This is a genomic window from Streptomyces sp. Ncost-T10-10d (genome assembly GCF_900091955.1).
In the GTDB taxonomy this organism is placed as follows: domain Bacteria; phylum Actinomycetota; class Actinomycetes; order Streptomycetales; family Streptomycetaceae; genus Streptomyces.
In genome coordinates this window covers 1-19,771 of record NZ_FMDF01000205.1, presented here as the reverse complement: position 1 = coordinate 19,771, position 19,771 = coordinate 1, and the positions used below count along the sequence as shown (strand labels likewise).

The window sequence follows — 19,771 nt, the reverse complement described above, 5'->3', positions numbered from 1 at the left end:
CGCACCGGCTGGATTGCATTCATCGGCGCCCGTCGACGGAACGTTCCGTCGACGGGCGCCGTACATACACAGATACCCTTGACACGTGACCGACGCCCAAGAGACCGCAGAAGACAGTTCACTGCGAACCACCGGGGGCGCCCCCCGGACGACGTCGCCCCGGCGCCGATCCCCTTGCTCGAACCTCGAGAGGGCATTCCCCCGGTGGTGGCATCCGACGACGCCCTCGCCCGGGTGATCGCCGCCTTCGCCGCGGGCAGCGGTCCGGTGGCCGTCGATGCCGAGCGCGCCTCCGGCTACCGCTACGGCCAGCGCGCCTACCTCGTGCAGCTCCGTCGCGACGGCGCGGGCAGCGCACTGATCGACCCTGTCGGCTGCCCCGATCTGTCGGGGCTCGGCAACGCCCTGAGCGGCAGCGAGTGGATCCTGCACGCCGCCACCCAGGATCTGCCCTGTCTGCGCGAAATAGGGATGACTCCCACCGGGCTCTTCGACACCGAGCTGGCCGGACGGCTGGCCGGCTTCCCGCGGGTCGGCCTCGGCGCCATGGTCGAGAGCGTGCTCGGGTACTCACTGGAGAAGGGCCACTCCGCCGTCGACTGGTCAACCCGTCCGCTGCCCGACCCCTGGCTGCGCTATGCGGCGCTCGATGTCGAGCTGCTGATCGATCTGCGCAACGCCCTGGAGGACGAGCTCGACCGGCAGGGCAAGCTGGAGTGGGCGCAGGAGGAGTTCGACGCGATCGCCTCGGCGCCGCCCGCTCCCCCGCGCAAGGACCCGTGGCGCCGGACCTCCGGCATGCACAAGGTCCGCCGCCGCCGTCAGATGGCGGTGGTCCGGGAGCTGTGGACCGTCCGTGACCAGGTCGCCCGGCGCCGGGACATCTCCCCCGGCAAGGTGCTGGGTGACGCCGCGATCGTCGAGGCGGCGCTCGCGCTCCCGCCGAACACGCATGCGCTGACCGCGCTGCCCGGGTTCGGCCACCGCATGGGGCGGCGTCAGCTCGAGCAGTGGCAGGCGGCCATCGACCGCGCCAAGGCGCTGCCGGACGCCGAGCTCCCCCAGCCCGGCCAGACCCTTGCCGGCCCGCCGCCGCCCCGCGCCTGGGCGGACAAGGACCCGGCGGCAGCGGCCCGGCTCTCGGCCGCCCGCGCCGCGGTGGCGGAGCTCGCCGAGCGGCTCCACATGCCGCAGGAAAACCTGATCACCCCGGACACGGTGCGCCGGGTGTGCTGGGAGCCGCCGAAGAATCCGACCGCGGACACGATCGAGTCCGCGCTCACCGGATACGGCGCACGGCGCTGGCAGATCGAACAGGTGGCCCCGCTTCTGGTCCGAGCGCTGATGTCGGCGGCCTGAGGGCTCCCCCCTGAGGGTCGTAATCACGCCAGGTTGCGCGGCCTCCGGCCGCACGCTGTCCTCAATCGCCGGACGGGCTGCTCTCACTGCCCCGTCCGGCGATTGCCGTTTCCGGCGCAGCCTCGACACGCCCGGCAGTCCACTGCCGGCCCGTCCGGCGCCCGAGGCCGAAACGGCCCTCGCAACCGCGCACCCGCATGTGACCTTCGCCGCTCCCGTCACAGGGGCTGGGCAGTCTGGTTACCCACAAGTAGCATGAGGGGAGCGGCGCGCCTGCGGGCGTGCCCCGCAGCAGTGCCATCCCGCACCCTGGAGGAGAGCCACCGTGCCTCGTACCATCCGGGACGTCGTCTTCGTCGACGGCGTCCGCACCCCGTTCGGCAAAGCGGGCCCGAAGGGCATCTACCACGAGACCCGCGCCGACGATCTCGTCGTGAAGGCCATCCGGGAGCTGCTGCGCCGCAACCCGGACCTGGACCCCGCGAAGATCGACGAGGTCGCCATCGCCGCGACCACCCAGATCGGCGACCAGGGTCTGACGCTGGGCCGCACCGCCGGAATCCTGGCCGGTCTGCCGCAGTCCGTCCCCGGTTACTCCATCGACCGCATGTGTGCGGGCGCCCTGACCGCCGTCACCTCGACGGCCGGCTCCATCGCCTTCGGCGCGTACGACGTCGTCGTCGCCGGTGGTGTCGAGCACATGGGCCGCCACCCGATGGGCGAGGGCGTGGACCCGAACCCGCGCTTCGTGTCGGAGAAGCTGGTCGACGAGTCCGCCCTGTTCATGGGCATGACTGCGGAGAACCTGCACGACAGGTATCCGCAGATCACCAAGGACCGCGCCGACAAGTACGCGGTCCGTTCGCAGGAGAAGGCCGCCAAGGCGTACGCCAACGGCAAGATCCAGCAGGACCTGGTGCCGATCTCCGTGCGCCGCACCAACGCGGAGGCCGGCGAGACGGGCTGGGGCCTGGTCACCGCCGATGAGCCGATGCGTCCGGGCACCACGCTGGAGTCCCTCGCCGGCCTGAAGACCCCGTTCCGCGCCCACGGCCGGGTCACCGCCGGAAACGCCGCGGGCCTCAACGACGGCGCCACCGCCTCGCTGCTCGCGGCCGAGGACGTCGCGCGCGAGCTCGGCCTCCCGGTCAAGATGCGCCTCGTCAGCTACGCCTTCGCGGGTGTCGAGCCGGAGGTCATGGGCTACGGTCCGATCCCGTCGACCGAGAAGGCCCTCGCCAAGGCCGGTCTGTCGATCGGCGACATCGGTCTGTTCGAGATCAACGAGGCGTTCGCCGTCCAGGTGCTCGCTTTCCTCGACCACTACGGCATCGCCGACGACGACGCGCGCGTCAACCAGTACGGCGGCGCCATCGCCTACGGTCACCCGCTGGCCTCGTCCGGTGTGCGTCTGATGACGCAGCTGGCCCGCCAGTTCGAGGAGCAGCCGCATGTCCGCTACGGCCTGACCACCATGTGCGTCGGCTTCGGCATGGGCGCGACGGTCATCTGGGAGAACCCGCACTTCGACAAGGCAGACGGAGGCAACGCGTGAGCGAGCGCAGCGAGCGAACAGACAAGAGGTGCAGCCTGAGCGAATGCTGGGCCGAGCGAAGCGAGGGTCAGGCATGAGCTCCACCACTGAGCTTCTGAAGGGCGCGGCCGAGCTGTTCCCCGGCGAGGTCGTCACCCAGGCGCACGTACGCCACCTCGACCTCCCGGCGGATGCGGGCAGGTTCGCCCTCATCACGCTGGACAACGGCCTGGACCACACCAAGCCGACCACCTTCGGACCGCAGTCGCTGGCGAACCTGAACGCCGCCATCGACCAGGTCGAGAAGGAGGCTGCCGAGGGTGCGATCGCCGGTATCGGCATCACCGGCAAGCCGTTCATCTTCGCGGTCGGCGCCGACCTCAAGGGCGTCGAGCTGCTGAAGAACCACGACGACGCGCTCGCCATCGGCAAGGGCGGCCACGACGTCTTCCGCCGCCTCTCCGGCCTCGCGGTCCCGACGTTCGCGTACTACAACGGCGCGGCGATGGGTGGCGGTGTCGAGGTCGGTCTGCACTGCTCGTACCGCACCGTCTCCAAGGCGCTGCCCGCGTTCTCGCTGCCCGAGGTCTTCCTCGGTCTGGTCCCCGGCTGGGGCGGCTGCGCGCTGCTGCCGAACCTGATCGGTGCCGACCGCGCGGTCTCGGTGATCATCGAGAACTCGCTGAACCAGAACCGTCAGCTGAAGGGCAAGCAGGTCTTCGAGCTCGGGATCGCCGACGCGATCTTCGAGGGCGCGGACTTCCTGGAGCAGTCGCTGATCTGGACCGCGAACGTGCTGAACGGCACGGTCACGGTGGAGCGCCCCGAGGTCGACCGCGGTGACGCCTGGGACCAGGCCGTCGCCCGTGGCAAGGCCATCGCCGACTCCAAGGTGCACGGCGCCGCCCCGGCCGCGTACCGCGCGCTGGAGATCATCGCCGCGGCGAAGGACGGCGACCTGAGCGCCGGCTTCGACGCCGAGGACCAGGCCCTCGCGGACCTGATCATGGGCGGCGAGCTGCGCTCCGGGATCTACGCCTTCAACCTGGTCCAGAAGCGCGCCAAGCGCCCGGCCGGTGCTCCGGACAAGGCCCTGGCCCGCCCGGTCACCAAGGTCGGCGTCGTCGGTGCCGGTCTGATGGCCTCGCAGCTGGCGCTGCTGTTCCTGCGCCGTCTGGAGGTGCCGGTCGTGCTGACCGACATCGACCAGGAGCGCGTCGACAAGGGTGTGGGCTATGTCCACGCCGAGATCGAGAAGCTGCTGGGCAAGGGCCGGATCAACCAGGACAAGGCCAACCGCCTCAAGGCCCTGGTCACCGGTGTGCTGGACAAGGCCGAGGGCTTCTCCGACGCCGACTTCATCATCGAGGCCGTCTTCGAGGAGATCGGCGTCAAGCAGCAGGTGTTCGCGGAGGTCGAGGCGGTCGCCCCGGCGCACGCGATCCTCGCCACCAACACCTCGTCCCTCTCGGTCACCGAGATGGCATCGAAACTGCAGCATCCCGAGCGGGTCGTCGGCTTCCACTTCTTCAACCCGGTCGCGATCCTCCCGCTGCTGGAGATCGTGCGCGGCGAGAAGACCGACGACGCCTCGCTGGCCACGGCGTTCGGTGTGGCGCGGAAGCTGAAGAAGACCGCGGTGCTGGTGAAGGACGCCCCGGCGTTCGTCGTCAACCGCATCCTCACCCGCTTCATGGGCGAGATCCAGAACGTCATCGACGAGGGAACCCCGGTCGAGGCGGCGGAGAAGGCCATCGAGCCTCTCGGTCTGCCGATGTCCCCGCTGGTCCTGCTGGAGCTGGTCGGCCCGGCCATCGGCCTGCATGTCTCCGAGACCCTGAACCGCGCCTTCCCGGAGCGTTTCACCGTCTCCGAGAACCTCGCGGCCGTCGTCAAGGCCGGCAAGCGCGGCTTCTACGTGTATGACTCCGGGAAGCCGGAGCTGGACCCGGAGGTCGCCGCTCTCCTCAAGCAGGGCGATGTCGTCCTGTCCGAGGAGCAGGTCCGCGACCGTGTCCTGGACGCGGTGGCGCAGGAGATCGGTCTGATGCTGGACGAGGGCGTCGTCGCCGAGGCCCAGGACATCGACCTCTGCCTGATCACCGGCGCGGGCTGGCCCTTCCACCTGGGCGGCATCACGCCGTACCTGGACCGTGAGGGCGTCTCGGAGCGGGTGAACGGCAAGAAGTTCCTGGCGCAGGGTGTGGCGAGCGTTCCTGCGTAACACCACTGCCTGACCGGCGGAGGGTGCGGCTCGGTGGACGGGCCGTACCCTCCGTACGCGTTGCCCGGGTCGTCCGGACTCGACGGGGTGATGACAGGATGTCTGTTCCAACCCCAGAGGGGGACGGCGTCCCGTCCCTGAGCAGAGACGGCGGTCACGGGCAGGCATGGTGGGCACCGGAAGCCACATCACTCGCAGATCACTGCTCTTCGCGAGCTGTGGGGGCGCGGTCGCGGTGGCCGGAAGCGTCCTGCTGCGCGGAACCCCGGGTGTCGGTGCGGGCGACGGCAAGCCGCCCGCCGGACAGGCCGGACTCTTCGACATCGACACGGCGTCGAAGCTGCTGCCGCTCAGCCCGCTGCACCATGTCTCGGGCCCTCAGTCGATCTCGTACGGCAGTGACCCCGGCGAGGTGTACGCGCTCCAGGTCGTGCCGGCCTCCGTCCGGCTGCCCGACGAGGAGAGGCCACTCGGTGGCCGGACCCGGCGGCTGGCCGGCGACATGTGCGTGACGGTCCTCTCCCCCTCGGGTGCCGAAACCGGGCACATGTACCTCAGGGGCTTCGGGCACGGGATCTCGCACGGGGTGGAGCCCTCGGGCGGGGACGTGCTGCTGTGGGTGGAGTCCGACGTGGACGTCCGGACCGGGTACGGACGCGCCGTCGCCAGGATTCCTTTCCGTAACGGCGCGGTGATCGACAGTTCGTCACCTCGGGTACGGCATCATCGCCCGCTGCCCGGCAGCCACAGGATCCATCCGTCCCTGGACCTCCCGGGCCGCCGTGTTCTGGTGAGCCACTGGGTCGGCCGGACGCACCATTACACGGTCTACCGCATGGACGAATTCCTCACCGGGCGGTACGAGCCGCTGCACCACGTCGAGGACCGTGCCCTCCAGGAGGGCGAGACGCTCCAGGGCTGCGCCCTGCACGGAGACCACATCTATCAGCTGACCGGAAAGCCCTACACGGACGCGACGGGCGGCAATCCGCCGTCCGGCGGGGGCAACACCTATGTGGCGGCGATCGACATACGGAGCGGGCGGGCCGCCGGGCGCCAGAAGGTGACAGTGGCACCGGGGCTGGACTTCCGCGAGCCGGAAGGGATCGCCGTGCGCCCGGGCCGGGAGCCGCAGCTGTGTGTGGCCTTCTCGGTCAAGACGCCGGGCCGGCGGGAGCTGACTGTTTACTCGTGTCATTCCTGACTGGGAGTAAGACACATGGGTCTTGATCACCAAGCGTGAGATCCGGCGTTACGGAGATCACACAGAGCTCCTAGATTCATAACTGTTCGGTATCCAGACGTCGAATGTTCGACTTTTGACCCTGTGAAAGTTCACCAAAAGCATCACGCGTGTCTAAAGTTCGGTCGGATGCTTCACAAGTTCCTTACGCACCGTCCGCACTCCGTCAGACCGCGGCTCGGCCCCCACTGTGACGTGCGGCAGTCCCTGTCCGCGCTGGCAACGCAGCCACGCGCCGCACCCAGACACTGAAGGAGGAGCCGGCCGCCCATGGGCAAAGCACAACGTCAGGCAGCCTTGGGATTCTTGATCACCGCGGCCCTGGTGCTCAGCTTCGTCGCCATGCTGGCGGCGGTGGTGATGGCGTCCCTGCCCGTTTTCGCGTACGCCGCTGCGGTCAGCTACGCGGCCGACCTGCTCCTGCACACCTCCGAGTCCTCGACCCTGGACCGGCTGCGGGACTCGCGATTCGGGCTCACCATCCGGTTCCTGATCCGGCAGTTCCTGCTGCTGGCCCTCTGCGGCTCCATCAATGACCTCGACTCGTTCGTCGTCCGGATGACCTCAGTGGGGCTGCTGCTGCTCTTCGTCCTGCAGCTCGCCTACGGTGCTCTGCTCAAGCGGGTCAAAACGGAGCGTGCCGCGCTGCCCTTCACCACGCGCGGACTCGACCTGGACGCACTGGGGATCCGGCGGCTGCCGCACCCGTTCCTGATGAACAAGCACGTCCGCAAGACGCTGCATCTGGACGTCCCGCTGGTGGGCGGCGCGATAGGCACGATCGCCACCGACCGGTGGGAGTACGTGACGTTCGGCGGGATCGCCTCGGTCTGGTTCGCCTTCGTGGCCTTCCTCGTCCTGCTGCCCGGGGCGCGGAACGCGCTCATCCTGCCCACCGCCGATGACGCCATCGACGAGCTGAACTGGCAGCTGCGGCAGTACCGGCCGCAGGTCGCGCTCTACTTCACCTTCGCCGCCGTCTCCCGGGACTTCATGTACCAGGTGAACATGTGGCTGGAGTCGCTCGAGTCGCTGGATCTGCGGCCCATCATCGTGCTGCGCGAGCGGGCCACCCTGCGGTTCCTCGACGCCACCTCCGTACCGGTCATCTGCGTCCCGAAGGCCGAGTACCTGGCCCGTGTCGAGATGCCCGAACTGCGGGTGACGCTCTACCCCGGCAACGCCGGCAAGAACGTGCACATGCTCCAGCGGCACGAGGTCAAGCACGTCTTCATCGGTCACGGCGACAGCGACAAGCTCGCCAGCAGTAACCGCGTCAGCAAGGTCTTCGACGAAATCTGGGTGGCCGGACGGGCCGGACGCGACCGCTACGAGCGCATCAAGCACGCGGTGACCGCCCAGCAGATCGTGGAGGTCGGCCGACCTCAGTTGATGCCGTTGCGCCGCTGGACGGGTTCGGTCAGCCAGGAGATCCCGACCGTCATCTACGCCCCCACCTGGGAGGGCTGGACCGACGATGCCTGCTACACCTCGGTCATCCCGGCGGGCGAGCACCTCATACGGACCCTGCTCGCGCACGAGCGGCAGCTGCGGATCATCTACAAGCCGCACCCGCTGACCGGCACCCGCTCCCCCGCCGCTGCCGCCGCGCACCGGCGCATCATCGCGCTGCTCCAGGACGACAACGCCCGCCGGTTCGGCCGGAAGATCCTCGATTCGAAGGCCGCGGCCCGCCGGCTGGCCCGTATCGACAAGCGGCTCGCCGCACTCCAGGAGCGCGGGGTCCGCTCGAAGTATCCGGACCTCACCGAGGAGGAACGGACAACCCGGATCCGCAAGTTCCGTGACCAGGCGGGCACGCTCTACTGGGACTCACTGCCCGCCGACGCGCACCACGTCGTGACCGACAGGGTGCCCACGCTCTACGACTGCTTCAACCACTCGGACCTGCTGATCGGCGACATGTCGAGCGTGGTCTCGGACTTCGTGGCCACCCGGAAGCCGTACGCCATCTTCAACCTGGAGGGCCTGCCGGACGCGGAGTTCCGTAACGAGCAGCGCACCGCGTACGCCTCGTACCTGCTCGACGCCGAGTGCAATGGCCTGGAGACGGCGCTCTCCGCCATGTTCTCCCGGGACCAGGACGTCATGGCCCCGTACCGGGAGCAGCTGAAGGACTATCTGCTCGGCCCGGACAGTCCGCCGTCGACCGTGCGCTTCGCCAATGCGGCGAACGATCTCTATCTGCGCGGACTGCGGGACTTCCCCATCGAGTCCCCGGAACAGCCCGGCAACCCCGAGCACCAGCCGCACCAGCCGGCCTGACGGTCTGCCGCCGCATGCTCGTCACCTCACCGCCTACAGGAAGCAAGAGACCTTGACCATCCGCGCCTCCCGTCGCCGTACTGTCGCCGTTGTCCTCGCCGGTGGCACCGGGCAGCGCATCGGGCTCGCTGTCCCGAAGCAGCTCCTGAAGATCGCCGGTAAGTCGATTCTCGAGCACACTCTGCACATCTTCGAGAACGCCCCGGACATCGACGACGTCGTGGTCCTGATGGCACCGGACCATGTCGCCGACGCCGAGAAGATCGTCGCGAAGGCCGGTCCGGGCAAGGTGTCGCAGGTACTCCCGGGCGGCAGCACCCGGAGCGAGACCACGAACATCGCGATCGCGGCGGTGGCCGACCGGCTCGACGGCGATGAGGACTGCAACCTGCTGTTCCACGACGCGGTGCGTCCGCTGCTGTCGCAGCGCGTGGTCAAGGAGTGCGTGCAGGCGCTGGAGCGCTACCGCGCCGTCGACGTGGCCATCCCTTCGTCCGACACCGTGATCGTGACCCGGACGCACGGCGATGACGGCGAGTTCATCACCGAGGTGCCCGACCGCGACCGGCTCCGGCGCGGGCAGACGCCCCAGGGGTTCCGCCTTTCCACGATTCGCCGGGCGTACGAGCTCGCGGCGGCCGACCCGCTGTTCCGGGCCACGGACGACTGCTCGGTCGTCGTCAAGTACCTGCCCGACGTGCCCGTTCACGTGGTCATGGGCGACGAGTACAACATGAAGGTCACCCAGCCCGTCGATGTCTTCATCGCCGACAAGCTGTTCCAGCTGGCCTCGACGACCGCTCCGGCACACAGCTCCGACGCGTTCTACCGGGAGCGGCTGGCCGGCCGGACCCTTATGGTGTTCGGCGGCTCGTACGGGATCGGCGCCGGCATAGCCCGTATGGCCGAGGAGTACGGGGCCCGCGTGTACGCCCTCAGCCGCTCCGCCACCGGCACCCATGTGGAGAACCCGGACGAGGTGGAAGCGGCCTTCGCCAGGGCGTACGCGGAGACGGGGCGGATCGACTACGTCGTCAACACCGCGGGTGTGCTCCGGATCGGCCGGCTCGACGAAACCGACACCGCCGCGATCCACGAGGCGCTCCGGATCAACTACCTCGCCCCCGTGAACATCGCCCGCAACGCGTACAAGTTCCTGGCGGAGACCGAGGGACAGTTGCTGCTCTTCACCTCCGGCAGCTACACCCGCGGGCGTGCCGAGTACAGCCTGTACTCCTCGACCAAGGCGGCCGTGGTGAACCTCACCCAGGCGCTGTCGGAGGAGTGGACCGAGGACAACATCCGGGTCAATTGCATGAACCCGGAGCGGACCGCGACCCCGATGCGGACCAAGGCGTTCGGGCAGGAGCCCGGCGATTCGCTGCTCTCCTCGGACGAGGTCGCGCGCAGCTCGCTCGATGTCCTGCTCTCCGGCGTGAGCGGTCAGGTGATCGACGTACGCAGGCAGGGCGCTGCCTCGGCACCCGACTCGGCGTTCGAAACCGCCCTCTCGCAGGTGCTCGACGACTCCGGGAACCAGCCCGTCTGAGCCCCGCCCCGGGACCGGAGCCCACGGAATCCGGAACTGAAGCCGCTACGGCCACGGATCGAGGAGGACCACGTGAAGATCGCATTTCTGATGTACAGCGCCTACGGACAGGCCGGTACGTCCGTAGCCACCCAGACGCTCGCCAATTCGCTCGCCGCCCGGCAGCACGAGGTCGAGCTGGTGAGCGTGTTCCAGTACCACGACGTACCGCCGCTCCGCTTCGCGCCCGGCATCAGGCTGCGCACGCTCGTGGACACCCGCGGCGGCTCGCCGGACCTGACGAATCCACTGCACTCGACGGCTTCCCAGCACTGCACGGGCTTCAAGGCCGACGACAAGAACCGCTACAGCCGGCTGATGGACGAGCGGGCGGCCGCGTACCTGGAGAGCTCCGACGCCGACGTCATCATCGCCACCGCCCCCAACACGGTGTCGCTGCTGACGGCACTGGGGACCGGGCAGTACATCACGCTGGGCCAGGCGCATACGCACTACCACCACCAGACGGCGGCCTCACGGAAGATGCTGGACGCCGCGATTCCGCAGCTGGACGGTTTCGTCACCGTGACCGCGAAGGACGCCCAGACGCACCGGGACGCGTACGGCGCCGTCGGGACGGCCTTCCATGCCATTCCCAACGCCGTCCCCGGGACCTTCCTCCGGGCCGATGTGCACGGCTCGCGCATCGTCACGGCTTCGGGGCGGCTCGTCGACTGGAAGCGGTTCGACCTGCTCGTGAACGCCTTCGCGCAGCTCGGCAGGGAGCACCCGGACTGGACCCTGCGCATCTACGGAAGCGGCGACGAGAAGCCGAAGCTGCGCAAGCTCATCGACGACCTGGGGGCGAACGAGCGCATCCTCCTCATGGGGCACACGAGGCATCTGCGCGAGGAGCTGGCCAAGGCGGCGCTGCACACCTCGACATCGACGGACGAGACGTTCGGCCTGACCATCGTGGAGGCCATGACCTGTGGCGTCCCGGTGCTCAGCACGGCGGGCCCGCACGGTCCGTCCGAGATCATCTCCGACGGAGTGGACGGCGCGCTGTCGCCCGTCGGAGATGTGGACGCGTTCGCGAAGAACCTGGACTGGCTGCTGAGCGACGCCGATCTGCGCGTACAGCTCGGATCGAATGCGGTGGAGAAGTCCCGGCACTACAGCAACGAGTCGCAGGCGCAGGCGTACGAGACGTACCTCTCCCGTCTGCTCACGGCGCGCGCCTACCGGCCCGAGGCGCTGTGCCGGGCCACCCCCGCGGGGGACCTGGAGTTCGCGGTCGATCCGGCCCGGGCACCGGGCAGTCGGTTCACCGTGTTGTGCGTCAACGCGGCGGACGGGCGGCAGGCGTTGTTGGCGGTGCAGGCCGAGCAGGCGGCCGACGGGCATCTGTACGCCTCCGTCCCGGCGCAGCTCCGGCTGGCTCCCGGGACATGGAACGTACTGCTGCGCCGCGAGGACGACGGCGTCATGCGCCGGGTGAAGGTCAACGAACTCCAGCAGTCGGCGAATTCGCTGATCTCGTCCCCGGCCCACGCCAGCCCGGTGCAGTTCCGCACGTTCACGCGTTCCGAGGACGGCGGCTATCTCCAGATAGTCTCGCGCGAGTTCCGTGCCCACGCGGAAGTGCTGTCCGTGGAGGCGAACGGCTCCCACCTCACCATCCAGTCGTACGTTCTGGGGGTCGCCTCAGCGGCCGGCGGACCGCAGGTCGACCTCGCCGGTCAGGGCGCGCACGTGATCGCCCAGAGCCGGAAGAACGCGGACTCCTTCGTCACCATCCCGTGCGCGTTTTCGAACGGCGGGGCCAGTTTCACCATCGATCTCCAGCAGTACGCGGACCGGATGGTCGACGTCGACACGATCTGGGACCTGTCCCTGAGCATTCCGGGGAACCTGACGGTGTCGGGCGAGGCGCATCGTCTGCGGCTGGGGCGGTTCGGCGACGAAATCATGCAGCGCAAGCACATCCACGTCTATCCGAAGCGGACCATCACCACCGTCGGGGGACGCTCGGTGACCTTCAACCCCTACTACACGGACAGCAATTACCTGTCGATCGGGCTGAAGCCGGCCTCCTGATCATGCCCGACGACGCGAACGGGGCACTCATCGCGGTGAGTGCCCCGTGTCCCGGTGGTCCGGACAGTCCGGACGGCTCAGATCCGGACCGAGTGCTCCAGGGCCAGGCCCGGCTCACGACTCTGCCGGGCAACGCGCAGGGCACCGTCCTCGCCGATCAGCGCGAGCACCACCCGGCCGAACGCGTCGTAAGCGAGCGCCGGTCCGCCCACACAGCGCTCACCCGTCGGCGACCACCACACGCCCGCCCCTTCGTTCTCCGTGCCGCAGGCTGTGAGCATCACCTGGCCCTCGGAGTCGCGGTGGGCCAGTACGGTGCAGTCGTAGCCGTCCAGCATGGCGCGCAGAGCCGCCACCGCACCGTTCGCAGGAGAGCTGTTGAGCGGGATCGCCCAGGTGCCGGGGCGATGCGCGACGACGCCCCCGGTCGCCTCGTCGGCCCAGTAGTACGTCACCCTGTCCTGCCCGGTCTCCAGGGCTACGGCGCTGCCCGGGGCATGGGCGAACGGGATGTCCTGGTCCTGGGTGAAGGCGCCGTCGGGCTCGTTCTGGCTCCAGCGCATCGCCTGCCCCTGTCCCGGGACGAGCACCTCGATGCGTCCGGAGGCGGTGGCGGCCACAGCCGCCCCGTCCTGGAGCCGGCCGCCCTTGAGGTCCTGCCAGCCCTCCCACTTTCCGCCCGTCTTCTCGCGCCGCAGTGCGAGCCTGCCGTCGGCGTTGCGGACGAAGACGTGCAGCAGCCCCTGGGCGTTGACCGCGGCCGTCGGCGCCCCGAGCCGGGCCGCCTTCTCACGGTCCTTGTGCGGATTGCCGAGGGGGTGCCACGCGGTGACGGGGCGGCCGGACTGGAACTGGGTGGCATGCACGAGGTCGACGACCGGTCCGTCGTCCTTGCGCACCGTGCGCCGACCGATGAAGTGGACAAAGCAGTCGGATCCCTGAGTCACCGACAGATGGGTCAGGTTCGCCACCGGGAAGAGGTCCGGGCCCGTCCAGTCGGGCCCGCCGGGACGAGCCTCCGTCCAACGGAGCAGCCCCTCGTCGCACAGTGCGTAAGCAGTGAGCCTGCCGTCCTTGCCGAGTACGAGCCAACGCCCGTCGGCGGTCGCCCGCGCCACCCGATTCCCGCCTCCGTCGTGGACGTCGGCACCCGTGATCGGGGCCCTCCCCTGGGCAGCGCGCCTGGATCTGACCGGCATGACGTGAAGTCGTCCTTCCCATGGTTCCTCGGCCCCGGCTCCGGGAGCCGCTTCGGCTCTCCGGCACACGACGGGCCGAACCAACCCATCATAGATTCCCTGTTCGCCCCACGGATCAGCGCTCCCCAGGTATCACAGGCGTCCACGGAGACAACTGGCGTACCACGGAACGAATAACAATTCGGTGCCGGAGTTGAAGATCGCGCGAAGGATTACACAAAATTCGAAAATCTGTCTATAGTGCACGCTCTGCCCCCCACATGCGTGGACCGGCCCCACCCGAGTCCCCGGCCCTACCCCGGCCCTTCCGCGGCCACGAGATCAAGGGACTCGAGCAGGATGAGCCACGACAGCGTTCCCCCTGGCCCGCGCGCCTCACGGCGGGCGGAGTCCCGCAGGAAGGGCCGTAAGAGGGGCGAGGAGGGCGGGCGCCCACGGCGTCGCACCGGCCGCATTGTGCTGATCAGCCTGCTTGTTGTACTCCTCGCCGCAGGCGGCACCGTCTACTGGCTCTACAGCAGCCTCGACGGGAACATCAAGGGCGTCGACATCGACAAGGCGCTCGGTGACGACCGCCCCGAGAAGCTGCCGACCAGCGGTCAGAACCTGCTGGTTCTCGGCTCCGACTCGCGTGCCGGTGCCGAGAACAAGGAGTTGGGCGGCGGCGGCGACGTCAGCGGCGCCCGGTCCGACACCGCGATGGTGGTGCACATTCCCGAGGGCCGCACCAAGGCCGTCGCCGTGTCCATACCCCGTGACACCCTGGTGACCCGGCCCGAGTGCACGAAGGCCGACGGCTCGACCGTTCCGTCGGCGAACCGCGTGATGTTCAACTCCGTCTATTCGCAGGTCGGTCCGGCCTGTGTGGTCAAGACCGTCGAGAAGATGTCCAAGGTCCGGATCGACCACTACCTGGAGATCAACTTCGCCGGGTTCAAGGATCTGGTCGACGCGATAGGCGGCGTCACCGTCGACGTACCGCAGGACATCGACGACAAGTCCTCCGGTCTCCACCTCACCAAGGGGACGCACAAGCTCGACGGCACCCAGTCGCTGGCGTACGTCCGGACCCGGCACGGCATCGGGGACGGCAGCGACCTCGGCCGGATCGGGCTGCAGCAGCAGTTCCTGCTGGCACTGCTGAGCGAGGTCAAGTCGCAGGACATGCTGGGCAGTCCGACCAAGTCGTACAAGATCGCCAACTCCGCCACCAAGTCGCTCACCACCGACTCCGGGCTCGCCTCGTTGACGTCCCTCGCGGATTTCGGCCGGTCGATGAACGGCGTGAACCCGGACACCATGGAAACGATCATGCTTCCGGTGGCGTACGACAAGCAGGACCGGAACCGGGTGGTGGCGGCCCAGCCGCAGGCCGGTGAGTTGTGGAAGGCCATCCGCCACGACGGCACGATCCCGGAGTCGGCGAAGAAGTCCCCCGCCACCGGCGGCTGACGGAACGGTGGCGGCCGGTGCGTGGCACGCTTCCGGCATGCTGACCGAACGGACCCTGGTGATCGTGGACGCGGCCAATGTGGTCGGGTCCGTGCCCGACGGCTGGTGGCGGGACCGGCGTGGGGCGGCCGAACGGCTGCGGGACTCACTGGTCCCGTTCGCCGCGGCCGGTCTGCCGGGGCACCCCGGCCCCGTCGAGCTGGTGCTGGTCGTCGAGGGCGCGGCTCGCGGCATCGGATCGGTGCCCGAGGTGCGGGTGGAATCGGCGTCCGGGAGCGGCGACGACCTGATCGTGGAGCTGACCGGGGCTCAGAGGGAACGCGCCTGTGTCGTCGTCACCGCCGACCGCGAACTGCGGCGGCGGGTGGAGGCGTATGGAGCGCAGTGCGTGGGCCCCCGTGCGGTTCGGCCACTGCCTCCGTCGCGCAGCGACTGATCTACGGCCGGCCGAGGGGCTGGTTGATCCGGCTGTGCCTGCGCCCGTACACGAAGTAGATGACCACGCCGAGGGCCATCCAGATGGCGAACCGCAGCCAGGTCTCGGCCGGCAGATTGAGCATCAGCCAGACCGAGGCGGCCACCGAGAGGATCGGGATCAGCGGCACCCACGGGGTGCGGAACGCGCGGTGCAGATCGGGGCGGGTGCGGCGCAGCACCATGACACCCAGGGCCACGACGACGAACGCGAAGAGCGTGCCGATGTTCACCAGCGTCGCCAGTTCGTTGATGCTCGTGAAGCCCGCGACGATCGCGATGATCACGCCGAGCAGGATGGTCGGGCGGTACGGGGTGCGGAAGCGGGGGTGCGTCACGGAGAAGAACCTCGGGAGCAGACCGTCGCGGCTCATCGCGAAGAACACCCGGGTCTGCCCGAGCAGCAGGATCAGGCAGACCGTGGTGAGGCCGATCGCTGCGCCGAAGCTGATGAATCCCGCGTAGACGGGATGGCCGACGGCCTTGAAGGCATCGGCCAGCGGGGCCTCGACCGACAGCTCGCTGTAGTGCTGCATGCCCGTGACCACAAGGGACACGGCGACATAGAGCACGGTGCAGATGAAGAGCGAGGCGAGGATGCCACGTGGCATGTCACGTTGCGGAATCTTCGTCTCCTCGGCAGCGGTGGCCACCACGTCGAAGCCGATGAAGGCGAAGAAGACGACGGAGGCGGCGGTGAAGATGCCCAGGACGCCGAAGTTCGTGGGCGCATAGCCGAAGATCAGCTGGATCAGCGGTGCGGTCAGTCCGGATCCGGAGGGCTGTGGCTGTGCCGGGGGGATGAAGGGCGAGTAGTTGGCGGCGTTGACGAAGAACAGCCCCGCGATGATCACGATCAGGACCACGGCGATCTTGATGGCGACCACAATGGTGGTGACCCGGGCGGAGAGCTTCATGCCGAGCACCAGCACGACGGTCAGGACGAGTACCAGGACGAAGGCCAGGATGTCGAAGCCGAATCCTTTCGCCACATCGGGTCCGGAGAGCACTGCGGGCATGTTCCAGCCGAAGTTGTCCATCAGTGAGCGGACGTAACCGGACCAGCCGACCGCCACCACCGCCGTGCCGAGTGCGAACTCCAGCACCAGGTCCCAGCCGATGATCCAGGCGACCAGTTCGCCGAGCGAGGCGTACGCGAAGGTGTAGGCGGAGCCGGCGACCGGGACGGTGGAGGCGAACTCGGCGTAGCAGAGCGCGGCCAGGGCGCAGACGATGCCCGCGACCACGAAGGCGAGTGCGGTGGCGGGGCCCGCGGTCTCCTTGGCCACCTTGCCGGTGAGCACGAAGATGCCGGTGCCGATGATGACGCCCACTCCGAACACTGTGAGGTCCAGCGCGGAGAGGGACTTCTTGAGCGCGTGCTCCGGCTCCTCGGTGTCGCGGATGGACTGTTCGACCGTCTTGGTCCGGAACAGTCCGCCACTGCTGGGTGGTGTGTCCTGCTGGGCAGTCACCGGCGTACCTCCACGCACTCGTCGTGTACGCCATGATTGGGACCGTATGTGCGGCGCAGAGCTCCGCACCGGGCGATTTCACGCGAATGGGCCGGTCGGACCACTCGTACAGGGTGGTCCGACCGGCCCCTTGGCCGTATCGCGTACCGGCCGCGAGGACCGGGGTCGAACGGGTCAGTCGCGGACGGGCTCGATCACGGAGCTGCTGTCCGTGTCGTAACGGCCGCCCAGCTTGGCGACGAGGCCGGTGACCTGACGGGCGATGTCCGGCGCGGTCAGTCCGATCTCGGCCATGACCTCCGCGCGGGAGGCGTGGTCGAGGAAGCGCGGCGGGATGCCGAAGTCGCGCAGCGGTACATCCACCCCGGCGTCGCGCAGCGCCTGGGCGACGGCGGAGCCGACGCCGCCGGCCCGGCTGTTGTCCTCGACGGTGACGACGACGCGGTGCTGCTCGGCGAGCGGGGCCATGGCCTCGTCGACGGGCTTGACCCAGCGCGGGTCGACGACCGTCGTCGTGATGCCCTGGGCGTCCAGCAGGTCCGCGATCTCCAGGCACATCGGGGCGAGCGCACCGACGGAGACCAGGAGGACGTCCGGGCGGGGCGCGTCGGACGTGCGCAGCACATCCATGCCGCCGACCCGGCCGACGGCCTTGACCGCCGGGCCGACCGCGCCCTTGGAGAAGCGGACCACGGTCGGGGCGTCGTCGACCTCGACGGCCTCGCGCAGCTGTGCACGGACCTGGTCGGCGTCGCGCGGGGCGGCGATGCGCAGGGTCGGCACGCACTGCAGGATCGACATGTCCCACATGCCGTTGTGCGAGGCCCCGTCGGTGCCGGTGACACCGGCACGGTCCAGGACGAACGTCACACCGCACTTGTGCAGGGCGACATCCATGAGGACCTGGTCGAAGGCACGGTTGAGGAAGGTGGCGTACACCGCGAAGACGGGGTGCAGTCCACCGGTGGCGAGGCCGGCCGCGGAGACCGCGCCGTGCTGCTCGGCGATGCCGACGTCGTAGATCCGGTCCGGGAACGCCTCCTCGAACTTGCTGAGGCCGACCGGCTGGAGCATGGCCGCGGTGATCGCGACGATGTCCTTGCGCTCCCTGCCGAGCTTGACCATCTCCTCGCCGAAGACGGAGGTCCAGTCGAGGCCGGAGGTGGAGACGGGCAGGCCGGTGTCGGGGTGGATCTTGCCGACGGCGTGGAAGCGGTCGGCCTCGTCGAGCAGGGCGGGGGTGTAGCCGCGGCCCTTCTCGGTGAGGCAGTGCACGATGACGGGCCCGCCGAAGCGCTTGGCGCGCTGGAGCGCGGACTCCAGGGCCTCGATGTCGTGGCCATCGATCGGGCCGACGTACTTCAGGCCGAGGTCCTCGAACATGCCCTGCGGGGCGATGAAGTCCTTCAGCCCCTTCTTGGCGCCGTGCAGCGTCTCGTACAGCGGCTTCCCGACGACGGGGGTGCGCTCCAGGATGTCCTTGCCGCGGGCCAGGAAGCGCTCGTAACCGTCGGTCGTGCGCAGGGTGGCCAGATGGTTGGCGAGGCCGCCGATGGTCGGGGCGTAGGAGCGCTCGTTGTCGTTGACGACGATGACGAGGGGGCGGTCCTTGGCGGCGGCGATGTTGTTCAGCGCCTCCCAGGCCATACCGCCGGTGAGTGCGCCGTCACCGATGACCGCGACGACATGGTCGTCCTTGCCCAGCACCTCGTTGGCCTTGGCGAGGCCGTCGGCCCAGCCGAGCACGGTGGAGGCGTGCGAGTTCTCGATGACGTCGTGCTCGGACTCGGCTCGCGAGGGGTAGCCGGAGAGGCCGCCCTTGCTCTTGAGCTTCGAGAAGTCCTGCCGACCAGTGAGGAGCTTGTGCACGTACGACTGGTGGCCCGTATCGAAGAGGACCCGGTCCTTCGGGGATTCGAAGACGCGGTGCAGCGCAATGGTGAGTTCGACGACACCGAGGTTCGGTCCCAGGTGGCCGCCTGTCTTGGACACGGCGTCGACGAGGAAGGTCCTGATCTCGTCCGCCAGCTGGCCGAGCTGCTCCGGGCCGAGCCGGTCCAGGTCGCGCGGTCCCCTGATGTGGGTCAGCAACGGCACCCGTGCCTCCTTGCGTATGAGCCGGTCGAACTTCTTGCCGATCCGCAGAGTCTAATGTTCCGCACAGGGCGGCGTTCGTCAGGGGGACGTTCGGGTGTCACACCTTCGGCGGGAAACGTCCCTTATCTCTTGATCTCTCTTGCGTTTCGTGTGTTCCGGTGAACACCTGCGAGGTCACGTGGCGTCAAGGAGTCGCGTCGCCGCTCGCGACCAGGCGTCTGAGGCCGTCGGGAGTGGAGCGGGTGTGTCCGAGCCGGTCGAGAAGCTCGAACAGGGGCACGGCAACCCGGCGGGAGGTGCCCAGCGTCCGGCGGCCGGCGCTGAGGGTGAACGGCTGGGGCAGCACCGCGAGCCGGGCCAGTGCGAGGCGCACCGCGTCGGGGTGCACATACACGCCCTGCTCGACGCGGAACAGCAGGCCTCGGTCGACGGCCGCGCGCAGGTGCGGGGTGGTGAGGCCGAGCTCTGCCAGCTCCGGCTGCCCGGGTGCGCCGAACGGATCGCCGTGCAGCCGCGCGCAGAGGGTGTCGAGCGCGCCCTGCGCCCGGTCGGACAGGAGGGGACGCACGTTCGCCTCCCGGAACCCGGATCCGTCCCTCACCATGCCGAGCCCGTCCGCCGCCGCGTCCAGCAGTGCGGTGTCGGGCAGGCCCGTCAGGCGCAGCGCGGTCTCCCGCGGCAGGGCGGGGGTGAGCGGATGGCCGGCAGCCCACTCCCGCACGGCCGCCGCCAGCAGTTCCCGGCGCTGTCGCCACCACGGCACGTCGACGAGCCAGCCGGCGACCTCGTCGGTGCCCGGC

The 19,771-nt window shown here is 69.1% G+C and carries 13 protein-coding genes; 9 read left to right on the top strand and 4 right to left on the bottom strand.

Annotated elements, in window-relative coordinates; genetic code table 11:
- Positions 1-174 precede the first annotated feature (174 nt).
- The 7 genes from GA0115254_RS34975 (at position 175) to GA0115254_RS34945 (ending at position 12,274) form a co-directional block, all read left to right on the top strand.
- Positions 175-1,359, top strand: a complete 1,185-nt coding sequence (locus GA0115254_RS34975; protein ID WP_093899279.1) for an HRDC domain-containing protein — start codon at positions 175-177, stop codon at positions 1,357-1,359.
- Positions 1,360-1,684: 325 nt separating this feature from the next.
- On the top strand, positions 1,685-2,914 hold the full coding sequence (locus GA0115254_RS34970; protein WP_093899278.1) for a thiolase family protein: 1,230 nt from the start codon (positions 1,685-1,687) through the stop codon (positions 2,912-2,914).
- A 73-nt stretch (positions 2,915-2,987) separates the two neighbouring features.
- Positions 2,988-5,117 (top strand): 3-hydroxyacyl-CoA dehydrogenase NAD-binding domain-containing protein, encoded by a 2,130-nt coding sequence (locus GA0115254_RS34965; RefSeq protein ID WP_093899277.1) that lies wholly within the window; start codon positions 2,988-2,990, stop codon positions 5,115-5,117.
- Between the two features lie 166 nt (positions 5,118-5,283).
- On the top strand, positions 5,284-6,321 hold the full coding sequence (locus tag GA0115254_RS34960; RefSeq protein ID WP_093899276.1) for a phage baseplate protein: 1,038 nt from the start codon (positions 5,284-5,286) through the stop codon (positions 6,319-6,321).
- A 309-nt stretch (positions 6,322-6,630) separates the two neighbouring features.
- The gene (locus GA0115254_RS34955; protein WP_093899275.1) at positions 6,631-8,646 is read left to right on the top strand and encodes a hypothetical protein; all 2,016 of its coding nucleotides are present in this window, start codon (positions 6,631-6,633) and stop codon (positions 8,644-8,646) included.
- Positions 8,647-8,698: 52 nt separating this feature from the next.
- Entirely contained in the window at positions 8,699-10,195 is a 1,497-nt protein-coding gene (locus GA0115254_RS34950; protein ID WP_093899274.1) for a bifunctional cytidylyltransferase/SDR family oxidoreductase, read from the top strand.
- Positions 10,196-10,267: 72 nt separating this feature from the next.
- Complete coding sequence (locus tag GA0115254_RS34945; RefSeq protein WP_093899273.1) at positions 10,268-12,274, top strand: glycosyltransferase; 2,007 nt, start codon at positions 10,268-10,270, stop codon at positions 12,272-12,274.
- A 77-nt stretch (positions 12,275-12,351) separates the two neighbouring features.
- On the opposite strand, the gene GA0115254_RS34940 is transcribed toward GA0115254_RS34945, so the two are convergent.
- Positions 12,352-13,473: a DUF8189 domain-containing protein gene (locus GA0115254_RS34940; protein ID WP_176740413.1), complete on the bottom strand. Its 1,122-nt coding sequence runs from the start codon at positions 13,471-13,473 to the stop codon at positions 12,352-12,354.
- A 339-nt stretch (positions 13,474-13,812) separates the two neighbouring features.
- Between GA0115254_RS34940 and GA0115254_RS34935 the strand changes: the two genes are divergently transcribed.
- Positions 13,813-14,925 carry an LCP family protein gene (locus GA0115254_RS34935; RefSeq protein WP_093899271.1) on the top strand — a complete coding sequence of 371 codons (1,113 nt, stop codon included), beginning with the start codon at positions 13,813-13,815 and terminating at the stop codon, positions 14,923-14,925.
- A 37-nt stretch (positions 14,926-14,962) separates the two neighbouring features.
- Entirely contained in the window at positions 14,963-15,361 is a 399-nt protein-coding gene (locus GA0115254_RS34930; protein WP_093899309.1) for an NTP pyrophosphohydrolase, read from the top strand.
- Between the two features lies 1 nt (position 15,362).
- On the opposite strand, the gene GA0115254_RS34925 is transcribed toward GA0115254_RS34930, so the two are convergent.
- From GA0115254_RS34925 to GA0115254_RS34915, 3 genes are all read right to left on the bottom strand, one after another.
- Positions 15,363-16,874, bottom strand: coding sequence for an amino acid permease (locus GA0115254_RS34925; RefSeq protein WP_093899270.1), 1,512 nt, complete (start codon positions 16,872-16,874; stop codon positions 15,363-15,365).
- A 174-nt stretch (positions 16,875-17,048) separates the two neighbouring features.
- On the bottom strand, positions 17,049-18,971 hold the full coding sequence (gene dxs, locus GA0115254_RS34920) for a 1-deoxy-D-xylulose-5-phosphate synthase (protein WP_093899269.1): 1,923 nt from the start codon (positions 18,969-18,971) through the stop codon (positions 17,049-17,051).
- Positions 18,972-19,155: 184 nt separating this feature from the next.
- On the bottom strand, positions 19,156-19,771 hold a 616-nt coding region (locus GA0115254_RS34915), incomplete at its 5' end, for a SelB domain-containing protein (protein WP_176740412.1).